This is a genomic window from Deltaproteobacteria bacterium, from assembly GCA_016874735.1.
Taxonomy (GTDB): domain Bacteria; phylum Bdellovibrionota_B; class Oligoflexia; order Oligoflexales; family CAIYRB01; genus CAIYRB01.
In genome coordinates, this window is the sequence record VGTI01000008.1 from 72,788 (window position 1) to 90,389 (window position 17,602).

A 17,602-nucleotide genomic window follows, 5' to 3' on the forward strand; every position below is an offset into this window, starting at 1 on the left:
CCGATGACAAGGTCGAGCAAAGGCAACCCCCAACCTGGACCCCCTTCGCTCAAAGCGAGTTAGTGGATGGGCAGCAAAAAGAAAAATACTGGTCTGATCCTCACCGGTGGCGGCGCTCGCGGCGCCTACCAGGCCGGTGTGCTCCAAGGCATAGCCGAAATAGCCAAGGCGCGGACGCAGACACTCCCTTGCGACATTATTTCCGGTGCCAGTGCTGGAGCCCTGAATGTGGGATTTATCTCTGCTACTGCTGATAATTTTAGTCGGGCAGCACGGCAACTTTCCGCTTTTTGGAGTACTCTTAAGGCCGAAAGCGTCTTTCGTACGGACGTCCGCTCCCTAGGCCGCATCGGTGTCAACTGGGCAACCGACCTCACACTCGGCAATGTGCGAAAGCGCAAACAAGCGGTATCGCTTGTGGATACGACACCGCTCAAGGCCCTTATCGCCAGTCGCGTTCCGTTTAACGGTATCACCAAACATCTGAGTAGTGGGATCTTAAACGCCGTCGAAGTGTCCGCCCTCGATTACACAACCTCCGAGAATGTCTCTTTTATCATGTCGCGCCAGCCGCGCGCTGCCTGGGTGCACCCAAGGCGAAGGTCTGCATTCACGAAAATCAAAGCCGACCACCTTATAGCTTCGGCATCCATTCCCCTACTATTTCCACCCATCGAGGTAGAATCCCGCTTTTATGGTGACGGCTGCGTGCGTAACCCCGCACCTTTAAGCCCGGCCATTCGGCTTGGAGCCCGGCGCCTGCTGATTGTTGGGGTACGTCACGGGCGCAATCACCACATCGACCGTACCGATCTCGGCGCAACCGACCGGCCAACCATCGCGCGTATCCTAGGGGTCGTACTGAATGCCCTCGTGATGGACACGGTCGAATACGACATCGACCGCCTGACCCGCATGAATAAAATGGTGGAGAGTGTACCGCCGGAACTACGTGAGCAGTTGCCACTGAAACAAATCGATTGCCTCGCTATACAGCCGTCGGCCGACGTGGGCGAAATTGCTGGTCAGCATTTCAAGCGGCTTCCGACCATACTGCAGTATCTGATTGGCGGTATGGGTAACGCCGTCGAGGCTGCCGAGCTCGCTAGCTATCTCCTGTTTGAGCCAGCATTCTGCTCCTATCTTACAGAGTTAGGACGCCAGGATGCACATAACCGTAAAGACGAGATTGAGGACTATCTGTTTGGTGGCGCGCGCTGATTTTTGGTTGCACAGGTAGCCCAGCTAGCGTAGGTACCGCAGAGCCATCATTACGGCCAATGAGGATACCACTATGCACCACGACGAGGCGCGAGCCTGGCTTCGCGATGTTTATCAGGGCGACCAGGTACGCCAATTATCAGTCAGATCCGTAGTTAGCGGCATGCTTATCGGCGCCATTATGTCGATTTCCAACTTATACGTCGGGCTTAAGACAGGCTGGGGACTAGGCGTCACCATCACGGCTTGCATCATTGCTTACGGTGTCTTCCGCGCATTGGAAGCCGTGGTGCCCCATTATCGGCGCAATCCTTTTTCCATTCTAGAAAACAACACCATGTCCAGCGCTGCCAGCGCAGCAGGTTATATCGCCTCGGCTGGCCTAACCTCCGCCTTCCCGGCGCTCTATTTGACAACTGGGCGCCTGCTGACCTGGTGGGAGATGATTGGCTGGCTACTCTCCATCTCGATTCTTGGCGTATTCATGGCGGTGCCACTTAAGCGGCAGTTGATCAACATCGACAAGCTACCCTTTCCGTCGGGGATTGCCACGGCGGAGACGCTGCGGTCTATGCACTCAGCGGGCGCAGAATCTCTGGGCAAGGCACGCTCACTCGTTTGGGGTGCCGGCATCGGTGCCATCGTCGCGTTCTGGCGCGACGGCCTCGGACAATTTGGCGCTTGGCTCGCCACCAAACTTGATCGTCCCTCACTCAAGGAGACGCTCGAAAACGCTGCGTTCCCCGAGCATGTGCCGCTCTTTCCTGGCGGCGGTACTCTCCTCGAACGCTACTCGATCGGCCTTGAGGGCTCGTTGATTATGATTGCGGCAGGAGCCATCATGGGAATCCGCGTCGGCGTCTCCCTGCTGCTTGGATCGGCACTGTGCTACTGCGTCATTGCTCCCATGCTACTCGCCGACAACATCGTCGAGCCTGGCTACAAGGGCATAGTCTCGTGGACTCTGTGGCCATCGACAGCGTTGATGGTGACCTCCAGTATGGTATCTTTGGGCCTTAAATGGCGCACAATCCTGCGCGCACTCTCGGGACTGAAGGCAGCTTTTAACAAAGACTCGGGTCCGGTCGATCCCTTGGCACACATCGAAGTGCCGACGTCCTGGTTTGTGTGGGGCACCCTGATTGCAGGAGGTGCCTCCGTCTATCTGGGCCATGCGTGGTTTGGTATCGCGTGGTGGATGGGTATTCTAGCCGTTGTGATGACCTTTTTTCTAGCTATCGTGGCGGCGCGTGCAACTGGTGAGACGGATGTTACGCCGATTGGCGCGATGGGTAAAATCACCCAGTTATCCTACGGCATCATCGCTCCCTCGAACATGAGCACCAACCTCATGACGGCATCGATCACTGCGGGAGCGTCATCACACGCTGCCGACCTGCTGACCGATCTCAAATCAGGCTATTTGCTGGGTGCGAACCCGCGGCAGCAAACGATCGCTCAGCTCTTTGGTGTCGTTGCTGGTAGCTTACTGGCAGTGCCGGTCTATACCATCGTCGTTAAGCCCGAGCTGCTGGGTACCGCGGCTATGCCGGCCCCATCCGCAAAAGTTTGGGCTGGTGTTGCCGAAATGCTGGCTAAGGGCGTTAGCTCTCTGCCGGCTGGGGCGCTGGCCGCCATGATCGTTGGCGCTTTGCTTGGCGTGTTCCTGGCTCTTGGCGAAGCCTACCTGCCAGAGCGTTACCGCAAGTGGCTACCTTCGGCAACTGGACTAGGTATCGCTGGCGTCATCCCTGCCTTTAACTGCCTTTCGATGTTTATCGGCAGCTTCCTAGCCTGGCGTCTGATGAAGAAGAAACCAGAGACAGCGGATCGTTACTTAGTCACCGTATCGTCTGGTCTCATCGCAGGCGAATCGCTTATGGGTGTCGCCATCATTCTGGCAGCTCAGGGTGGCGGCATGATCCAAGAGATCATGAAGGCAATCAACGGCTGAGTCACTGCACCAGTGCTGGCTAACTTCAGCCGGCACGACGTGTGCAGGTGAGATTTTTACTGTTCCACTGCCCACCGCGCGGACAGGCACAGCTCTGGCGTTTTTGATTCCAGGTGCCGCGGTTCCACTCACTCTCGCATACATTGCGACTGGGTAGCGCGTGGGGATCGAGACAGCTCTGATTGAGCCACATCCTGCCCTTGGGACACTGACATCTTTTCTGCACACCGTCCCAACTGCCACCGTGAAATTCACTTTCGCAAATTTTTGACGAACTCAAACGCGACATTAAAGCACAAGACTCGTGCCACCAAATGCGACCCGATGGGCAGTTGCACCGATTTTTACTATCGTCCCATTTGCCACTGTTGAGACCGTTCTCGCAGGTGAATTTGAGCGTGTTCCCTGCAACACTCTTGGCTGCCACACATCCGCCGCGCTCGGGTATAAAAGTTTCGCCGCCACTGCAGCGACAGTCACCTTTGCTCCAGCGTCCGGGACGCACCGCGCTCGTGCACGCCGCATCAGAGACCTGATTGCGTATGGCCTGGCATTTAGCGCCTACCAAGACTTTATGTTCGGGGCACAAGCAGTAGGATTCACCACCCATCCACTTTGCGTGAGCTTTCTCACAGTTAGTTTTAAGCGCGGCCAATTGATGCGGCGTGAGTGACTGGACTTGCGCATCAGCTTTGTCCGTTTTTGCTATGCCACTCCTGCGCCCATCTTTGGCCTTATTTTCAGGCAACAGTGTAGCTGGCGTGACTTCACGCAGTGTTGATACCTGCGGCGCGAGTGTCGCTGGTTGGGCCTCGGTGAGTTGCGCTTTGTCCTTGCTACCAGCCTCACTGTCGCAGCGACTACCCGTCCACTTGGAGCCGCCGGCACATTCGCACTCATTGGTGGTCGCACTAAGAGTTGCACCTGCGGCGACGCAAACTTTACTCTTCTCATTCACATCCGCATCTTTACCACTCGGATCGTTATGACAAGCAAAGGCAACAAACAGCGCAAACATGGGGGCAAAACGGCGCATGTAGCCCATCGGAAAGAATCCTCCACTAAACCAATTTATAATCTAATTATACAGCAGTTTAGATACGGCGTCCCATGGCAGGAGCACGCAAGTCATGCGCGTTGGATATCTTTGCAAATCAAAAATAGCCCGCAAATCGCCTTGAAATTTCGTCGCTTGCTCAGGATCCATGCTCTGATAGGACGTCTGAAAGAGCGCAACCAGCTTCTGCGCATCGACTTTGGTCTTACCCGCGAGGCTACTGACCATGATGGAGGCACTGGACTTACAGAGGAGACAGGAGCGGCAGTGAAAACCGAGCTGCAGCTTGCCCCCTGCGTCCCAGCGCCCCATGACAGTGACCTCGTCGCCACAGAGAGGATTGGTGACTGTGCGTGATGCTGCGCCATCCAGAGACTCGGTATACCCAACCGGTTGGCGCGCATGGGCAAGAACACGGTCCTGATAAACTGCGGACGCATTTTTCGAGTTAGGAGGGTTCACGCCTCAACTCTTGCCGTCAGTCTATTATAGGCATTGACTAACAGCTTGAAGCCTTGGTCATCACCACCCTGGAGATCGGGATGCAGCTTTTTAGCCATGGCGATATAGCGCTGCCGCAGATCACCTGGAGCAGGTAATGCAGCGAACCCCATGAAGCGCAATGCTTCAAGATCAGCCGGTGCGAGCAAAGGCGCGGCGGTAGACGCCTGTGAACGTCGCCGCCTAAACTCGTCACGAATATCCTGCGCCCCGCGCTGCGAGCGCTGGCGGCGCACGTCTTGCTCCATGGCCTCGCGCCTCTGGACTAACCAAAGACGTAGACTGCACTCGCGCAGCTGCTGATAGCAATTGCTGAGTCGCTCACGTGCCGCTATCAGCTCACCGCGGACGTTGGTGAGAAAGGAACATACCGAGCGACATTGTAGTTCCGTCGGTAAGCCGTCGGGTAACTCATCAAGCCGCAAACCGACGAACGGCACCGGTAACTTACAAATCTGCTCTAAACGCGCGTTGTGTCTAAGTAAGGTTGTCCATAGGCAAGGTTGATCCTCAGCGAATGGTAAGCTGCTCGCGTCCCGCATCTGCCAGGATTTGACTAAAGCTTGTTCAACCTGCGAGACAAGTGCTCCGTCGTAGGGAGCAAACACCGGTTCACTAAGCAAGGCCGCCTGAAAGGGACCCGTGGTCGTCGCAGCTGGCGCCCTGAACCACGCACTAGGACGCTCCACCGTCAGCATTGGGAGTCTAAATCTCAGTGTATTTTCGAGTGCACGGATCCTTTGACTGAGATCAGTCACTGCATCAACTTGCAGAGTCTCGCCGCTAAGTGACTTGCGTATCGTATCGACAAACATACGGCGACTATCGAGCTCGGCAATGACAGCATCCAAGCATGAAGCGACTGGGCCGTCATGGACGATAGCCGTCAGAAACCAGTCGTTGACTAGCCGATCGGCGGATTCACTTTTGGACTCAGAGGTCTTGGCCATAGGCGGGCTTTAACTAAACTTAATCTTTTTTTGGTTCTTTGTTGTAGCTGCGCTCTAGTTGCTCGGATAAACGATTGAGCTCATGAGCAACCTCGGAAAAAGCGTCACCTTTACGCAAATAAGTCCGCGAGTTGAATCGCCCCTCGCGCAGAGCTCTGAGATGACGTTTAAACGCAATCGTCGGCCCCACCAACTTGTGCGTATACAGAATCGACAGCGTCACAGTCGATACGATATACAAAAAGAACGACCCGTACACCCAAATCTGTGTCCCTCGCCAATAGTCCATGAATAGCTCTCTGACTTCGTCCTCTGCGTCCGTCAGGAGTACCACTGAGTTCACCAGGCCGGCAAAGTTGTAGTACACAATCCACGCTAGTGCCGCGGCAAAAAGCAGCGACAAGATGATGGAATAAAGGCCAATCTTAATTTGCTGCAAGGGCTGCAGGACAAAGTTACGAACCCTGCGCTTAGCCTTGCCCCCAGGTGTCATCTCTGACAGCGGCTGGCTGAGAGGCTGGGATAACGGCTGCGGCTCTCTTTGCCCCAGATTAGGTTGTTGATTGGTCACCGCCTTGCCCCCCTTATGAAGTGCCTGCCTCTGCAGTAGCTCAGTAATTATAACTATTTTACGTCGTAAGTATAAACCAACTCGCCCACCATATTATCCGGAACAGGAAACTGCATACTGGAGAGCGCTAGATAGACACATTCCGCTAACTTCGGATCGTTTGCCGAGCCGCCCGTGTGCTTAAGCTTGGCCATAGTCCCTGATTGTTTAGACAGAAGAAAGGTAAAGCTCAAAGTACCTCGCAAATTATCATTGAAATCGAGTCGATCCGTGTAGCACCGACGCACCGACGCATCGTTGGCGTTAAGGATCGCGGCAATAGATTTGGCATGGTAGTTGTGACGCATGAGGTCTAGCTTATAAAACATGGAAATCTGACGCGTAAACGTGATGCTGCGGCGCAATTCGTTCGTCGTGGAGTTGTCAGATTCGGCGTTATTGATCGCCTTTTTGCCGGCAAAAACCTCTTGCACGAGTCCAGTCTTACCATCGATCACGGCTGCCACCGAGCTATCCTTGCGATCTTTGCCCTGCTCTTTGAAGGGATTGGCAATGGGCTCAAAGGTAAGTGCTAGTCCGTCCGCACCTTGGGGCCTAACAATCCATCTTCCTAGGTTTGAGAGGCACTGCTTTTTCACGGAGTAGCGCTGTTGATCGGCGTCGCCCATCCAGGTTCTCTTAGCCCCAGTGCCATCGACGAGCTCAATCTTATCGAGGCGGTATTTGCCCGTCGCCGCGATCCAAATCTGGCCAGCAACGGATGTTGGCTGACGACTCGGATCTAAGCTAACCATGACCGGATTGTTGTGCAAAAGGTCGGTCATATAGACCTGGACTTCGCTGGTAAAACCACCGCGAAAGTTTTGGAGGCTCAGGCTGATAAAAAACGCCCCCCGACTCTTTTCGAAGTACTCACCGTGCCATTCATTAAGACGTAAACCTGCCAGCTGGCCAGATGCAGATACGTCCTGCCGCGCGCCGGCGCCACTCGGGGCTCCCTTACCATCGGTGGCAGAGGTCGCGCCAAAGAGTGCTTTTTTGCCAGCAAAGATCGCCTGCACCGCTCCGGAGGTACCATCAATGACGGCGGCTACACTGTTGTCCTCGCGACTCCGCCCCAGTTCCTTGAAGGTGTTGGGAGTGGACTCAAAAGTCACCGCAAGGCCATTGGCACCCTGGGGCGTAAAGGTCCACCGTCCTAGGTTAGAAAGGCAGTAGCTCTTGACGGCAAACTTGAAGCTATCGTCACCACCGCTCCAGCTACGTTTAATACCGCTACCGTCGATCACTTCAATGCGCTTAATCGCGTACTTACCTGTTGCGGCAATGAACATCTGTCCCGGTGCGGCTGCACTCAGGCGACTCGGATCCAGACGCAGAAGATGCGTCTCTCTCTGCTGGATGTCGGTGACGATGACGCGGACCTCCGGGATCCGGCCTTTGCCACCGGCTAGTTGCTGCAGGGACAGACCAACAAAAAGGCCGCCGTGTTTTTTAGCAAAGCGCTCGCCACGCCACTCACGTGCCTCGGTTTCATCCTGACCAGGCGCCGTCCATGATGCCGGAGCTACAGGCGCCGGAGCATTTACCGGCTTGGGTGCGACTGCTGGGGCCTGTGCCTGAGGCACTGCCGTTGCACCTTTGCCCCTTGGACGCCCCGCCCATGTCTTAGTGCTCACACCCGTCTTGGTCGCCTTGGCCTGGGACTGGGCCTTGGCAGCGGCAACCGCAACAAAATCACCAGAGGCTAAGCCACCTGCGCTCAGCAGTATTGATAGCGATAGCAGCCGTGACAACGTGAGCAAGGTCGGGTGGTTCCATGGTTGAATGGGACTGGATGTGAGGATGGATCATTTCATTCTACCCCATCTCCCCCAACTTACCGCACTGTCTGGCCTCCGGTCTCAAGCACAGGGGCGTTGCCTTTTGGCCAAGTCACGCTAGAATGCGCCCAGGTCTTAACTGCTTGCGAGGATGAACATGGCCAACGGGCTTTTCACAGTTCCCCCCCCAGTCAACGAACCGGTTCTCAATTATGCCCCTGGTAGTCCAGAGCGTGCCGCGCTCAAGACCGAACTCAAGAGGCAATCGTCGGATCAGGTCGATATCCCGCTGGTCATCAAAGGCAAAGAGGTCCGCTCACAGGCCGCAGGCCAGGTCACGATGCCGCACAAGCATCAGCATGTGATCGCTAAGTTCCACAATGCGACGTCCTCGGATGTGGACGCGGCCATCAACGCAGCCGTTACCGTACAAAAAGAGTGGTCACGCTTAGCTTGGCAAGACCGAGCGGCCGTATTTCTTAAAGCTGCCGATCTCTTGAGTGGTAAATACCGGCAGGTCATGAATGCCGCAACCATGCTCGGCCAGAGCAAGACTTGTTATCAGGCTGAAATTGACGCTGCCTGTGAGCTCGCAGATTTCTGGCGCTTCAACGTGCATTTCATGACGGAACTCTACCGTGATCAGCCAATTTCGCCAGCCGGTGTGTGGAACCGCACAGTGGGGCGTGGGCTTGAGGGCTTTGTCTTTGCTGTTAGCCCCTTCAACTTCACGTCGATTGCGCTCAACTTGCCAACGGCCCCAGCCCTCATGGGCTGCGGCGTGGTGTGGAAGCCAGCGGCCACCGGACTTGCTGGCGCCTGGGTTGGGATGCAGATACTGCGTGAGGCCGGGCTACCAGACGGCGTCGTCAACATGATTAGCGGAGATCCCGTCGCTATTAGTGCACAGGCGCTTGCCAATCAGCACTTAGCTGGCGTTCATTTCACGGGATCCACAGCGGTGTTCAATAGCATGTGGCAGACCGTCGGCCAGAACATCAACAACTACCGCACCTATCCGCGCCTGGTAGGCGAGACTGGCGGCAAGGACTTTGTCTTTGCCCATCCGTCGGCCGACGCTCAGGCCTTGGTCACCGCGCTCGTGCGCGGCGCCTTTGAGTATCAGGGGCAAAAATGCAGTGCGGCGTCGCGCGCTTACGTGCCACGCAGTCTCTGGGCCAAAGTTAAGGACGACTTGGTGAGCCAGGTCAGCAGTCTCAAGATGGGAGATCCTGCCGACTTCACGAATTTCCTAGCCGCAGTGATCGATAGCCGTGCCTTTGCGCGGCTCAAAGGCGCCGTCGATTACGCTAAGCAGTCGACTGCAGCGAAGATCCTCGTTGGTGGAGAGACAGACGACTCTGTTGGCTACTTCATCAAGCCGACCGTCGTTGTGACGGAAGATCCCAAATTCCGTACCATGAGCGAGGAGCTCTTTGGTCCGGTGCTGACGATTTACGTCTACGACGACCAGCAATTGGACGAGACGCTGAAACTCGCCGACGAGACCTCTCCCTATGCTCTAACGGGTGCCATCTTTGCCCAAGATCGCCAGGCGATTGTCAAACTGACGACGGCACTAGAGCAGACTGCAGGTAACTTCTACATCAATGATAAACCTACGGGTGCCGTCGTTGGGCAGCAGCCATTTGGTGGGGCCCGCGCCTCCGGCACTAATGATAAAGCTGGCAGCAAACTTAACCTGGTGCGCTGGATGAGTCAGCGTACGATCAAGGAAACGTTCGTTCCACCCACGCAATATGCATATCCCCATATGCACGAGGCGTGATCGTTGACAATCTAGGGCCACCGTGTTTGGATTCGGTACTTGGTTTTATCGGCCACAGGTGGCTCAATTTTAAGGAGACTAATCGATGTCCGTTCTAGTCGGAAAGAATGCCCCCGAGTTTAAAGCAGAGGCCGTAGTCAACGGTGATTTCAAATCCGTCAGCCTGTCTGACTACCGTGGTAAGTACGTCCTTCTATTCTTCTACCCACTCGACTTCACCTTCGTGTGCCCGACGGAGCTACACGCGTTCCAAGACAAACTGGAGCAGTTCAAGAAGTTGAACACTGAGGTCCTCGGCGTATCGGTCGATAGTAAGTTCTCGCACTTGGCTTGGCTCAACACCAAGCGCGAAGATGGCGGTATCGAGGGCGTCAAGTATCCCCTCATCTCTGACATCAATAAGACCATCGCTCGCGATTACGACGTGCTGATTCCTAACGATGGCGTTGCACTGCGCGGCGCATTCCTCATCGACAAAACTGGCAAAGTGCGTCAGCAAACGATCAATGACCTGCCACTGGGTCGTAACATCGATGAGTTCTTGCGCCTTGTCGAAGCTCTTCAGTACACGGAAGAGCACGGCGAAGTTTGCCCAGCCAACTGGAAAAAAGGCGAGAAGTCGATGAAGACCACGCAAGATGGTCTCAAAGCATACTTCAAGAAGTGATTGCGTGACCTCCCTCGCGCCTGCTCACCCGCTAGCGTGAGGGACTTAGTCTCTCCGCCCCTCTAAAGTGTGTCCACTATTATGCCTAATTACAGGCGTGCCTACGTCGAAATAAGCAACATATGTAACTTGCAGTGCCACTTTTGCCCTGAGGTAGAGCGGCAAAAGCAGGTCATGACTGCTGAACAGTTTGCGACGTTAGCCCCGCAGATTGCCCCGTTAGTCGACGAGGTTTGCCTCCATCTAATGGGGGAGCCCCTCAATCATCCCGAGCTAGCATCGATTATCGATATCTGCACCAGGGCAAGATTACCAATCAATTTGACCACTAATGGTGTGCTACTCACAGGTTCTCGCAAAGACCTGTTACTTTCGCCTATATTGCGCCAAGTGAATATTTCAGTGCACAGTTTTGAGGCGAACTTTCCGACGAGAGAGGTGGATCCCTATTTGGAGCGGATTCTCTCCTTTGCCGACGAGGCGGAAAAGGTTAGGCCAGACCTTTACATAAATCTTCGGCTCTGGGATCTCAAAGTGGGCGATGAGCCTGCACCAAGCAATCAGCGAATTCGTGCGATTCTTGAAGATCGCTATAAAGTTGACCTATCTCCAGCTGCAATCAATATCAAGCGTCGTAAGCAGGCGCGACTCCGCGGCCGCCTTTCCGCTCATTTTGATTCACGATTTGTGTGGCCATCGCCAGCACTGCCTAAAAGATCGGAGCAGGGATTCTGTCACGGTCTGAGTAGTCACTTTGGTATCCACGCCAACGGAACAGTGGTCCCTTGCTGCCTTGATAAAGAGGCGGTGATTAATCTGGGTAACAGTTTCACACAACCTCTGAACGATATTCTTGGCAGCGATCGTGCGGAGCGTATACGCTCTGGTTTTCAGTTGGGTGTACTCCGCGAGGAGCTCTGTCAAAAATGTCCTTTCATTGCGCGATTTGACAAGAAGGCGAAGAAACTTCACGCAGCCGCACCCGTTTAAGATAGGAAAAGCCGTGGTGTTACTACCATTCTTGCTCTTAATCTTATCGGCACACACCACCCTTGGTGCAACTTGGCCGACCAAATTTAATTTAAGTTGGATCTCTGAAACAGGTCAGTCACCAGATCAATCTTCGCTGCTGAGATCAATTGAGCTCCAAGAGTGGTCAGTGACAGTTGATCAGCAGCATAGCCGTCTTTGCGCGATCAGGTTGACTGGCGGACGAGAACAATATTTGCTGAGCAAGGAGCTACCAGTAGTCTCAGTGATCGATCCCCACCTTGGTATTATTATTCCGTTTTATCTAGCTGACTCAGACTTTTTCAGACTTCCGATTCCCTACCTCAGTGCTCTGAAAATATTTTGGCAGTCACCGCAGTCCGCTCAAGTGCGTGAGGATTATCCCGAGTCATGGCGGCGTATTCGCTTTCGTCGCGCCTCGTCAATGCCACTTGGACCGGTTCCAGCCAATATGGATATCGTTGAGCACGCGGGTAATCGCTCCGGTTTTACGCGGTGGCGTCTCGTCAGCTATAGCGAAGTCGGTCAAGTGGTTGATCAGGCATTATCGCGATGTGAGGCAAGGGCTCATGCCACAGCTGGACTTACAGAGACCCTCACTGCCACGATCTTTAGAAGCGGACGCTCACCGGCGCTTCTTATGCAGCAGAGCATAAAGAAGGTCAAAGATCGCGTCTGGCACCCCCTCGATCATCTTACTATCGAAAGCTCCGCATCTCTGCAGAGTTCAAACAGACAGGCGCCGGCAGGGCCTTCAACGCCGATTAGACCAGTACTCCAGAGAGTGTGGTCGCTGATTTCCGCTGCCGATGGTCCGCGCTGCCCACATTATCCGACCTGCTCTGAGTACTGCGTTCTTGCGACTAGGAAACATGGAATTCTTAAAGGGCTCTGGATGACGGCTGAGAGGCTCCTTGAGGAAAGTTTCGATTTTGAATCTAGTGGCAATTACCGGTTAGTTTATCATTTGGGCCGCTGGCGAGTTTTTGACCCCGTGAATTAGGTGAATCAAGATGTGGCAGATTTTGTGTCGAATCATTTTTATTTTGCTCGCAGTGAGTGCGCAGTCCTTAACTGCACTGGCAGAAGACAGTAAGATTTGGGCCTCGCATCACCTGGATCTTGGCCAAAGATTTTACGAAGCCAGAGACTTTTCGCGTAGCTCCGAGGAGTTTGAGAGGGCACTAATTCTTATCGGACCGGCCGCTCCCCTCAACTTACAACTCAAGTTGGCGGACTCTTACTACCTTCAGGGTAAGTTCAACGAGGCCCAAGCTGTGATCAGTGGGCGTTTAAGCTCTGTTATCGCCTCACCTTGTTTCGGGGATACTAAAACTACTGTTACTGATCCGGCTGAGTGTATCGACGCCAAGGTACTCCTCGCTAAATCTCTGATACAAATGGACGCTTATCACTCTGCTGAGTCAACTCTTAGCGATACCTTGACGCCAGGCACGACAAATCATTTATCTGCAAATCAAGCTACATCACTTGCCGAGAGGCTCTCTCGGTCACGCTTGCTACTGGGCACTGCCTTAGCAGCTCAGTCCAGACTTGAAGAGGCAATGGTCCAGTATCAGGCCGTGGTGACGTCAAAATCAAGTGCTCCGACTTACAAGGAGCTAGCTAGAAGATCCGAGGAGCTGATACGCACCTTTGAAGCCGAGAAACCATACAGCAGTCGCGTTGCCTCTCTCTTGGCCGCGATCCCAGGCCTGGGACATGCATACAGCGGTGAGTACGCGGTGGCTGCATCGTCACTCATAGTAAACAGCGCACTTTTTTACCTGACTTATGATTCGTGGAAAAAATCGCAAAAGATCCCAGGCTATTCGCCAGCTACCGCAATTGGATGGGGCACTCTTGCGGCCACTTTCTACACGGCAAACATCTACAGTGCGGGCGAGATTGCTAATCGTCGAAATGATGATCGCAGAACTAGACTGCGTCGAGGCTTACAGGACCTTAGCCTAGGCGAAGACAGTAAATTCTAAATTTTGGGAATGCTCTCGCTAACTTGAAAGTATCTTCGCCGCACTGCTATCATAGAAAGTATATTTTTTATTTAGGAGCATTCCATGTTTTCTTTCTCCCGTAACCTCGCTTTGATTGCTCTGGCTTCCCCCCTTCTTATGACTGGATGTATAAGTGTGGGCGGCGGCGGCGCTAATGGCGGTGTTGTACCTTCAGGATGCCTTTATACCAGTGTCAACGGGCCCATCGCCCCTGGCGTATCGATGAAGCGCGGTAAATTCGGCAAGGCCTGCGGACAAAACGTACTTGGCGTTGTTGGTTGGGGTGACAACTCGATCTCGACGGCTCAAAAGAGTGCTGGCATTGAAAAAATTGCCTCGGTCGACTACGAGCTGACATCGATTCTGGGTGTTTATGCTAAGGTTTGCACCGAAGTTAGAGGCGAGTAATCTCGTTACCAATACGCATAGTTAGGCGTCTACGTGGCGCCTGACTTCATTTCGCTTCAATAGTTTTTGACGATTAATTTATCGTTAGTCGATATTTCACCTTCGTCGCAATATTCCCGAAGATAAGAACTGCATGCCGCGTGTGGAACATGCTCCGAGAGCATCTCACCTTGCAGTTGATGAAGGGAATACTCATGCAAACTCAGGCAATGGTTGCAAGTGATATTGAGTCAGGACCAAGCCTATACGGAGGGCTCAGGCAGAGCCTCCTACATCCAAACGTTATTGTCGCTGCATTAGGCTACCTGGTCGATACCTACGATATGATTCTCTTCTCGTTGGTACGTAGGCCGAGTCTTGAGACACTTGGTTATCATGGTGATGAGCTGCTTGCAAAGGGCGTGCTACTGATCAATCTCCAAATGATTGGGATGCTTGTCGGTGGCTTTTTCTGGGGCATGCTTGGTGACAAAAAGGGTCGAAGCTCCGTACTTTTCGGATCGATTCTTCTTTATTCCGTGGCAAACTTTGCCAATGCTTGGGCCACAAACATAGAGACCTACGGAGCCCTGCGTCTCTTAGCCGGATTCGGGCTCGCCGGCGAACTAGGGGCAGCCATCACATTAGTCAGCGAAGCACTGCCGACGGAGCACCGAGGCTACGCCGCCGCCATTATCGCAGCATTTGGCTCGCTAGGCGTCGTCATGTCCGCAACGATCGGCGAGCTTTGTACCTGGCAAAATGCTTATGTAATAGGTGGTTTGATGGGATTTTGCCTTTTGGCACTGAGAATGAGAACCCTTGATTCTGAGTTGTTTCACCATCTGGAGGGCAAAGGTAGCGCCGTGAAGCGCGGTGACTTAAGGATGCTATGCGACAAAAATCGCATCGTGCGATTCGCAGCTTGCGCTCTCGCCGCTGGGCCTCTCTGGTTCATGAGTGGAATCCTTTCAGCATTTGCCCCGGAAATCGGCAAGAGCCTTGGCGTAACCGGAGAACTGCAGGTTTCAACAGCGATTGTAGTCTCAACAGCTGGGTATCTTATCGGGGATCTTATTAACGGATTCCTAAGTCAAAAATTGGCCTCACGAAAGAAAGTTATCCTCCTATCACTACTTGGCAGTACCGTGTTCACACTTGGATTCTTACTGCACAGGAACGGGACACCTTGGTCCTACTACGCTATCCTTTTTGTCCTCGGTTACTTTACTGGATACTGGGCGCTGCTGATCACAGCGACTGCTGAGCAGTTTGGTACCAATTTGCGTGCAACCGTCACTACCACTGTACCAAATTTAGTTAGAGCGCTAGTCATTCCCATGACACTCAGCTTGGAGTTCCTTAGACCTGAGATTGGGATGCGTGACGCGGCCCTAACGGTAGCCGGTATTGTACTTGTATTTGGACTCGTCGCGGGCTTTATGATGCGGGAAACCTATGGCAAAAGTCTCGATTTCCTTGAACAGTAGAATCTTCACTTTTACAGTTTGGTGAGAGATGACAAGAAAACGGCGGTAAACTCGATCTCTCGAATTTACCGCCGCTTCTTTTTATTTTCATTTGATAACAAATCCTGCCATGGGCTGCGGTAACATGGTTTTTGTCCCAACTTTCATGCAGCTGGCGCGAAGTAAAAAATCTGCATCTTCACGAACAGGCAGCGGTGCTTTAGCAATCTCACACAGGGTGGCAAAAGACAGAAATTCTTGTCGCCTTTGATCAGACTCAACCGTAGTCTCGTAAAGAGAAGTAAGGTCAAAGTTTGTAACGATGGGTGTAGCCTCAAAATTACAATTTAGCTGGCGCAGAGTTGCGGCCAATTTTTGGCTGTCAAAGTTGAAGTTTTCAATAGCAGCTGTATTTCGATCAAGATAGGGCTCAATTGCAGCAAAGAATTTTACAAGTCCAATCGGTGTATTGATTATGGCGATGATTACACCACCAGGATTCAGCAGCTTTTTGGCCTCCTCCAACGCTCTCTTGGGGTCCTTCATGCCGTACAAGCTGTGTGAAAACAAGACGACATCAAATTTCTGCTGAAGATCACTACCCCTAGCTTGATCAAAGCGCTCTACATCGACAACGCTCTGCACGGTCGGATACGCTTGCCAAAATTGGATTAATGAAGCCGCAGCAGTCGCATCAGGCTCGACTCCGACGTAACGAGAAATGTTCGCTAAATTGTATATCTCACCAAGTTTTTTCATGAGGTGACCGGATCCGGCACCAACATCGAGAAGTGAAATACGGCCTAAAAATCTAGTTTCGATCTCCTTCGCAATAAATGCGGCCATGTCCTGGTACTCATTTGAGACGCTCTGTAGCAGTTTAAAGGTCTCTAGGTAGCGATCTCGGGTAAGGCTCTCCACTCGGTAACGTTCTTCTAGGTCAAGCTCCTCTCGATACTGGGGCACCTGGGTCGCAACGAACACGGGGCCATTCATTTTATTATTTTGTCTTTTGTTTCTATTACTTATGGTTCCAGGGAGGGCGTTCAACCTAATTTTTTGACTTAAATAGAGGGACAGGAGATTTGACATAGACTGTGGCTCCAATGTGTGGTGTACGTTCACCTCCTTTATATTCGCCAATTACGGCCCCTTTGATAAATAGCATCTGGGTATCAGTACATAGGTAAAAGCTACTTAAAAAGTCGGGGTGGGTCGTCGATACTTAACTATCTGAGCAGCCTAATGCTCGCCTTCGATCTCACAACCACAAATTAAGGGCTGATTCTATGGGTCGCTTGCGACAGTTAAAACACCTGGTGCTAGGAGACCCACTTGCCACGTCCGAGGCCTCTCACGAGCGATTGACGAGACCTAAGGCCCTAGCTGTATTGTCATCGGACGCCCTCTCTTCTGTTGCTTATGCTACCGAGGAGAGTTTGGTCACTCTTAGTGCCGCGGGTGTTGCGGCTTTTGCGGCAAACATTCCGATCGCCCTAGCTATTGTTGCTCTACTTGTGATCGTGACGGTGTCCTACCGTCAAACGATTTTTGCCTACCCTAATGGTGGGGGCGCCTACACAGTTGCCGCTGACAATCTGGGTCGCAACTTTGGGCTAGTCGCTGCGGCAGCTTTACTTATTGATTACGTCCTTACTGTATCAGTTTCGGTGTCCTCGGGGGTAGCCGCTCTAACGTCGGCCCTCCCAGCTATGGCAGCCTGGAATGTAGAGGTGGGTGTTGCCTGCATTGTGATCATAACGTTGGTAAATTTGCGCGGCATTCGTGACTCAGCAAATATATTTGCTGTTCCCACCTTTCTCTTTATCGGGTCCATTTTGACAATGCTAGTGATAGGAGCTTTCAAGCTACTATTTGGATCTCCAGTTGCTGCGGCCGTGGTGAACCCGCCCGCTGCTGTTGAGGGTTTAGGTCTGTTTTTAATACTGAAGACTTTTGCCTCTGGATGTTCAGCGATGACTGGCGTCGAGGCAATATCGAACGGTGTTCCAGCATTTAAGGCGCCCGAATCTAAACACGCCGCTCAAACCATGCTCGTCATGAGCGGCCTTCTAACGACCATGTTTCTTGGGATCACGTTTCTTTCCCACGCCTATCACTTAGCCCCTAATCCACAAGATACGATTTTATCGCAACTCGCCAAGTCGACGATCGGCGCCGGCTGGT

Annotated in this window: 16 protein-coding genes; 10 read left to right on the top strand and 6 right to left on the bottom strand. The window is 53.1% G+C overall.

Features of this window, described 5'->3' with window-relative positions; genetic code table 11:
• Window positions 1-66 precede the first annotated feature (66 nt).
• Complete coding sequence (locus FJ146_06660; GenBank protein ID MBM4251633.1) at window positions 67-1,221, top strand: patatin family protein; 1,155 nt, start codon at window positions 67-69, stop codon at window positions 1,219-1,221.
• 73 nt (window positions 1,222-1,294) lie between these two features.
• Window positions 1,295-3,175: an OPT family oligopeptide transporter gene (locus FJ146_06665; GenBank protein ID MBM4251634.1), complete on the top strand. Its 1,881-nt coding sequence runs from the start codon at window positions 1,295-1,297 to the stop codon at window positions 3,173-3,175.
• 25 nt (window positions 3,176-3,200) lie between these two features.
• Here the strand turns inward: FJ146_06665 and FJ146_06670 are convergent, their stop codons facing one another.
• Genes FJ146_06670 through FJ146_06690 form a run of 5 tightly spaced genes read right to left on the bottom strand, consistent with a single transcriptional unit; the run spans window position 3,201 to window position 8,059 of the window.
• Complete coding sequence (locus FJ146_06670; GenBank protein MBM4251635.1) at window positions 3,201-4,220, bottom strand: hypothetical protein; 1,020 nt, start codon at window positions 4,218-4,220, stop codon at window positions 3,201-3,203.
• 33 nt (window positions 4,221-4,253) lie between these two features.
• Window positions 4,254-4,694, bottom strand: coding sequence for an iron-sulfur cluster assembly scaffold protein (locus FJ146_06675; GenBank protein MBM4251636.1), 441 nt, complete (start codon window positions 4,692-4,694; stop codon window positions 4,254-4,256).
• Window positions 4,691-5,683 carry a J domain-containing protein gene (locus tag FJ146_06680; protein ID MBM4251637.1) on the bottom strand — a complete coding sequence of 331 codons (993 nt, stop codon included), beginning with the start codon at window positions 5,681-5,683 and terminating at the stop codon, window positions 4,691-4,693. The genes FJ146_06675 and FJ146_06680 overlap by 4 nt, the downstream gene beginning before the upstream one ends.
• Window positions 5,684-5,702: 19 nt before the next feature.
• Entirely contained in the window at window positions 5,703-6,254 is a 552-nt protein-coding gene (locus FJ146_06685; GenBank protein ID MBM4251638.1) for a hypothetical protein, read from the bottom strand.
• A gap of 53 nt (window positions 6,255-6,307) precedes the next feature.
• Window positions 6,308-8,059: an AgmX/PglI C-terminal domain-containing protein gene (locus FJ146_06690; GenBank protein ID MBM4251639.1), complete on the bottom strand. Its 1,752-nt coding sequence runs from the start codon at window positions 8,057-8,059 to the stop codon at window positions 6,308-6,310.
• A 175-nt stretch (window positions 8,060-8,234) separates the two neighbouring features.
• Here FJ146_06690 and pruA point away from each other — a divergent pair, with 175 nt between their 5' ends.
• The 7 genes from pruA (at window position 8,235) to FJ146_06725 (ending at window position 15,436) form a co-directional block, all read left to right on the top strand.
• The gene (gene pruA / locus FJ146_06695; GenBank protein ID MBM4251640.1) at window positions 8,235-9,866 is read left to right on the top strand and encodes an L-glutamate gamma-semialdehyde dehydrogenase; all 1,632 of its coding nucleotides are present in this window, start codon (window positions 8,235-8,237) and stop codon (window positions 9,864-9,866) included.
• 85 nt (window positions 9,867-9,951) lie between these two features.
• On the top strand, window positions 9,952-10,533 hold the full coding sequence (locus tag FJ146_06700; GenBank protein ID MBM4251641.1) for a peroxiredoxin: 582 nt from the start codon (window positions 9,952-9,954) through the stop codon (window positions 10,531-10,533).
• Between the two features lie 81 nt (window positions 10,534-10,614).
• Window positions 10,615-11,523 carry a radical SAM protein gene (locus tag FJ146_06705; GenBank protein ID MBM4251642.1) on the top strand — a complete coding sequence of 303 codons (909 nt, stop codon included), beginning with the start codon at window positions 10,615-10,617 and terminating at the stop codon, window positions 11,521-11,523.
• A 169-nt stretch (window positions 11,524-11,692) separates the two neighbouring features.
• A complete protein-coding gene (locus tag FJ146_06710; GenBank protein MBM4251643.1) occupies window positions 11,693-12,547 on the top strand; it encodes a membrane protein insertion efficiency factor YidD in 855 nt (284 codons plus the stop codon).
• Between the two features lie 10 nt (window positions 12,548-12,557).
• Window positions 12,558-13,538, top strand: a complete 981-nt coding sequence (locus tag FJ146_06715; protein MBM4251644.1) for a hypothetical protein — start codon at window positions 12,558-12,560, stop codon at window positions 13,536-13,538.
• 84 nt (window positions 13,539-13,622) lie between these two features.
• Window positions 13,623-13,967 carry a hypothetical protein gene (locus FJ146_06720; GenBank protein ID MBM4251645.1) on the top strand — a complete coding sequence of 115 codons (345 nt, stop codon included), beginning with the start codon at window positions 13,623-13,625 and terminating at the stop codon, window positions 13,965-13,967.
• 149 nt (window positions 13,968-14,116) lie between these two features.
• Window positions 14,117-15,436: an MFS transporter gene (locus FJ146_06725; protein ID MBM4251646.1), complete on the top strand. Its 1,320-nt coding sequence runs from the start codon at window positions 14,117-14,119 to the stop codon at window positions 15,434-15,436.
• Between the two features lie 87 nt (window positions 15,437-15,523).
• Here FJ146_06725 and FJ146_06730 read toward each other — a convergent pair whose 3' ends face one another.
• A complete protein-coding gene (locus tag FJ146_06730) occupies window positions 15,524-16,507 on the bottom strand; it encodes a class I SAM-dependent methyltransferase (protein MBM4251647.1) in 984 nt (327 codons plus the stop codon).
• A gap of 197 nt (window positions 16,508-16,704) precedes the next feature.
• On the opposite strand from FJ146_06730, the gene FJ146_06735 reads away from it, so the two are divergent.
• Window positions 16,705-17,602: APC family permease (locus FJ146_06735; GenBank protein ID MBM4251648.1), on the top strand; the 898-nt coding region annotated here is incomplete at its 3' end.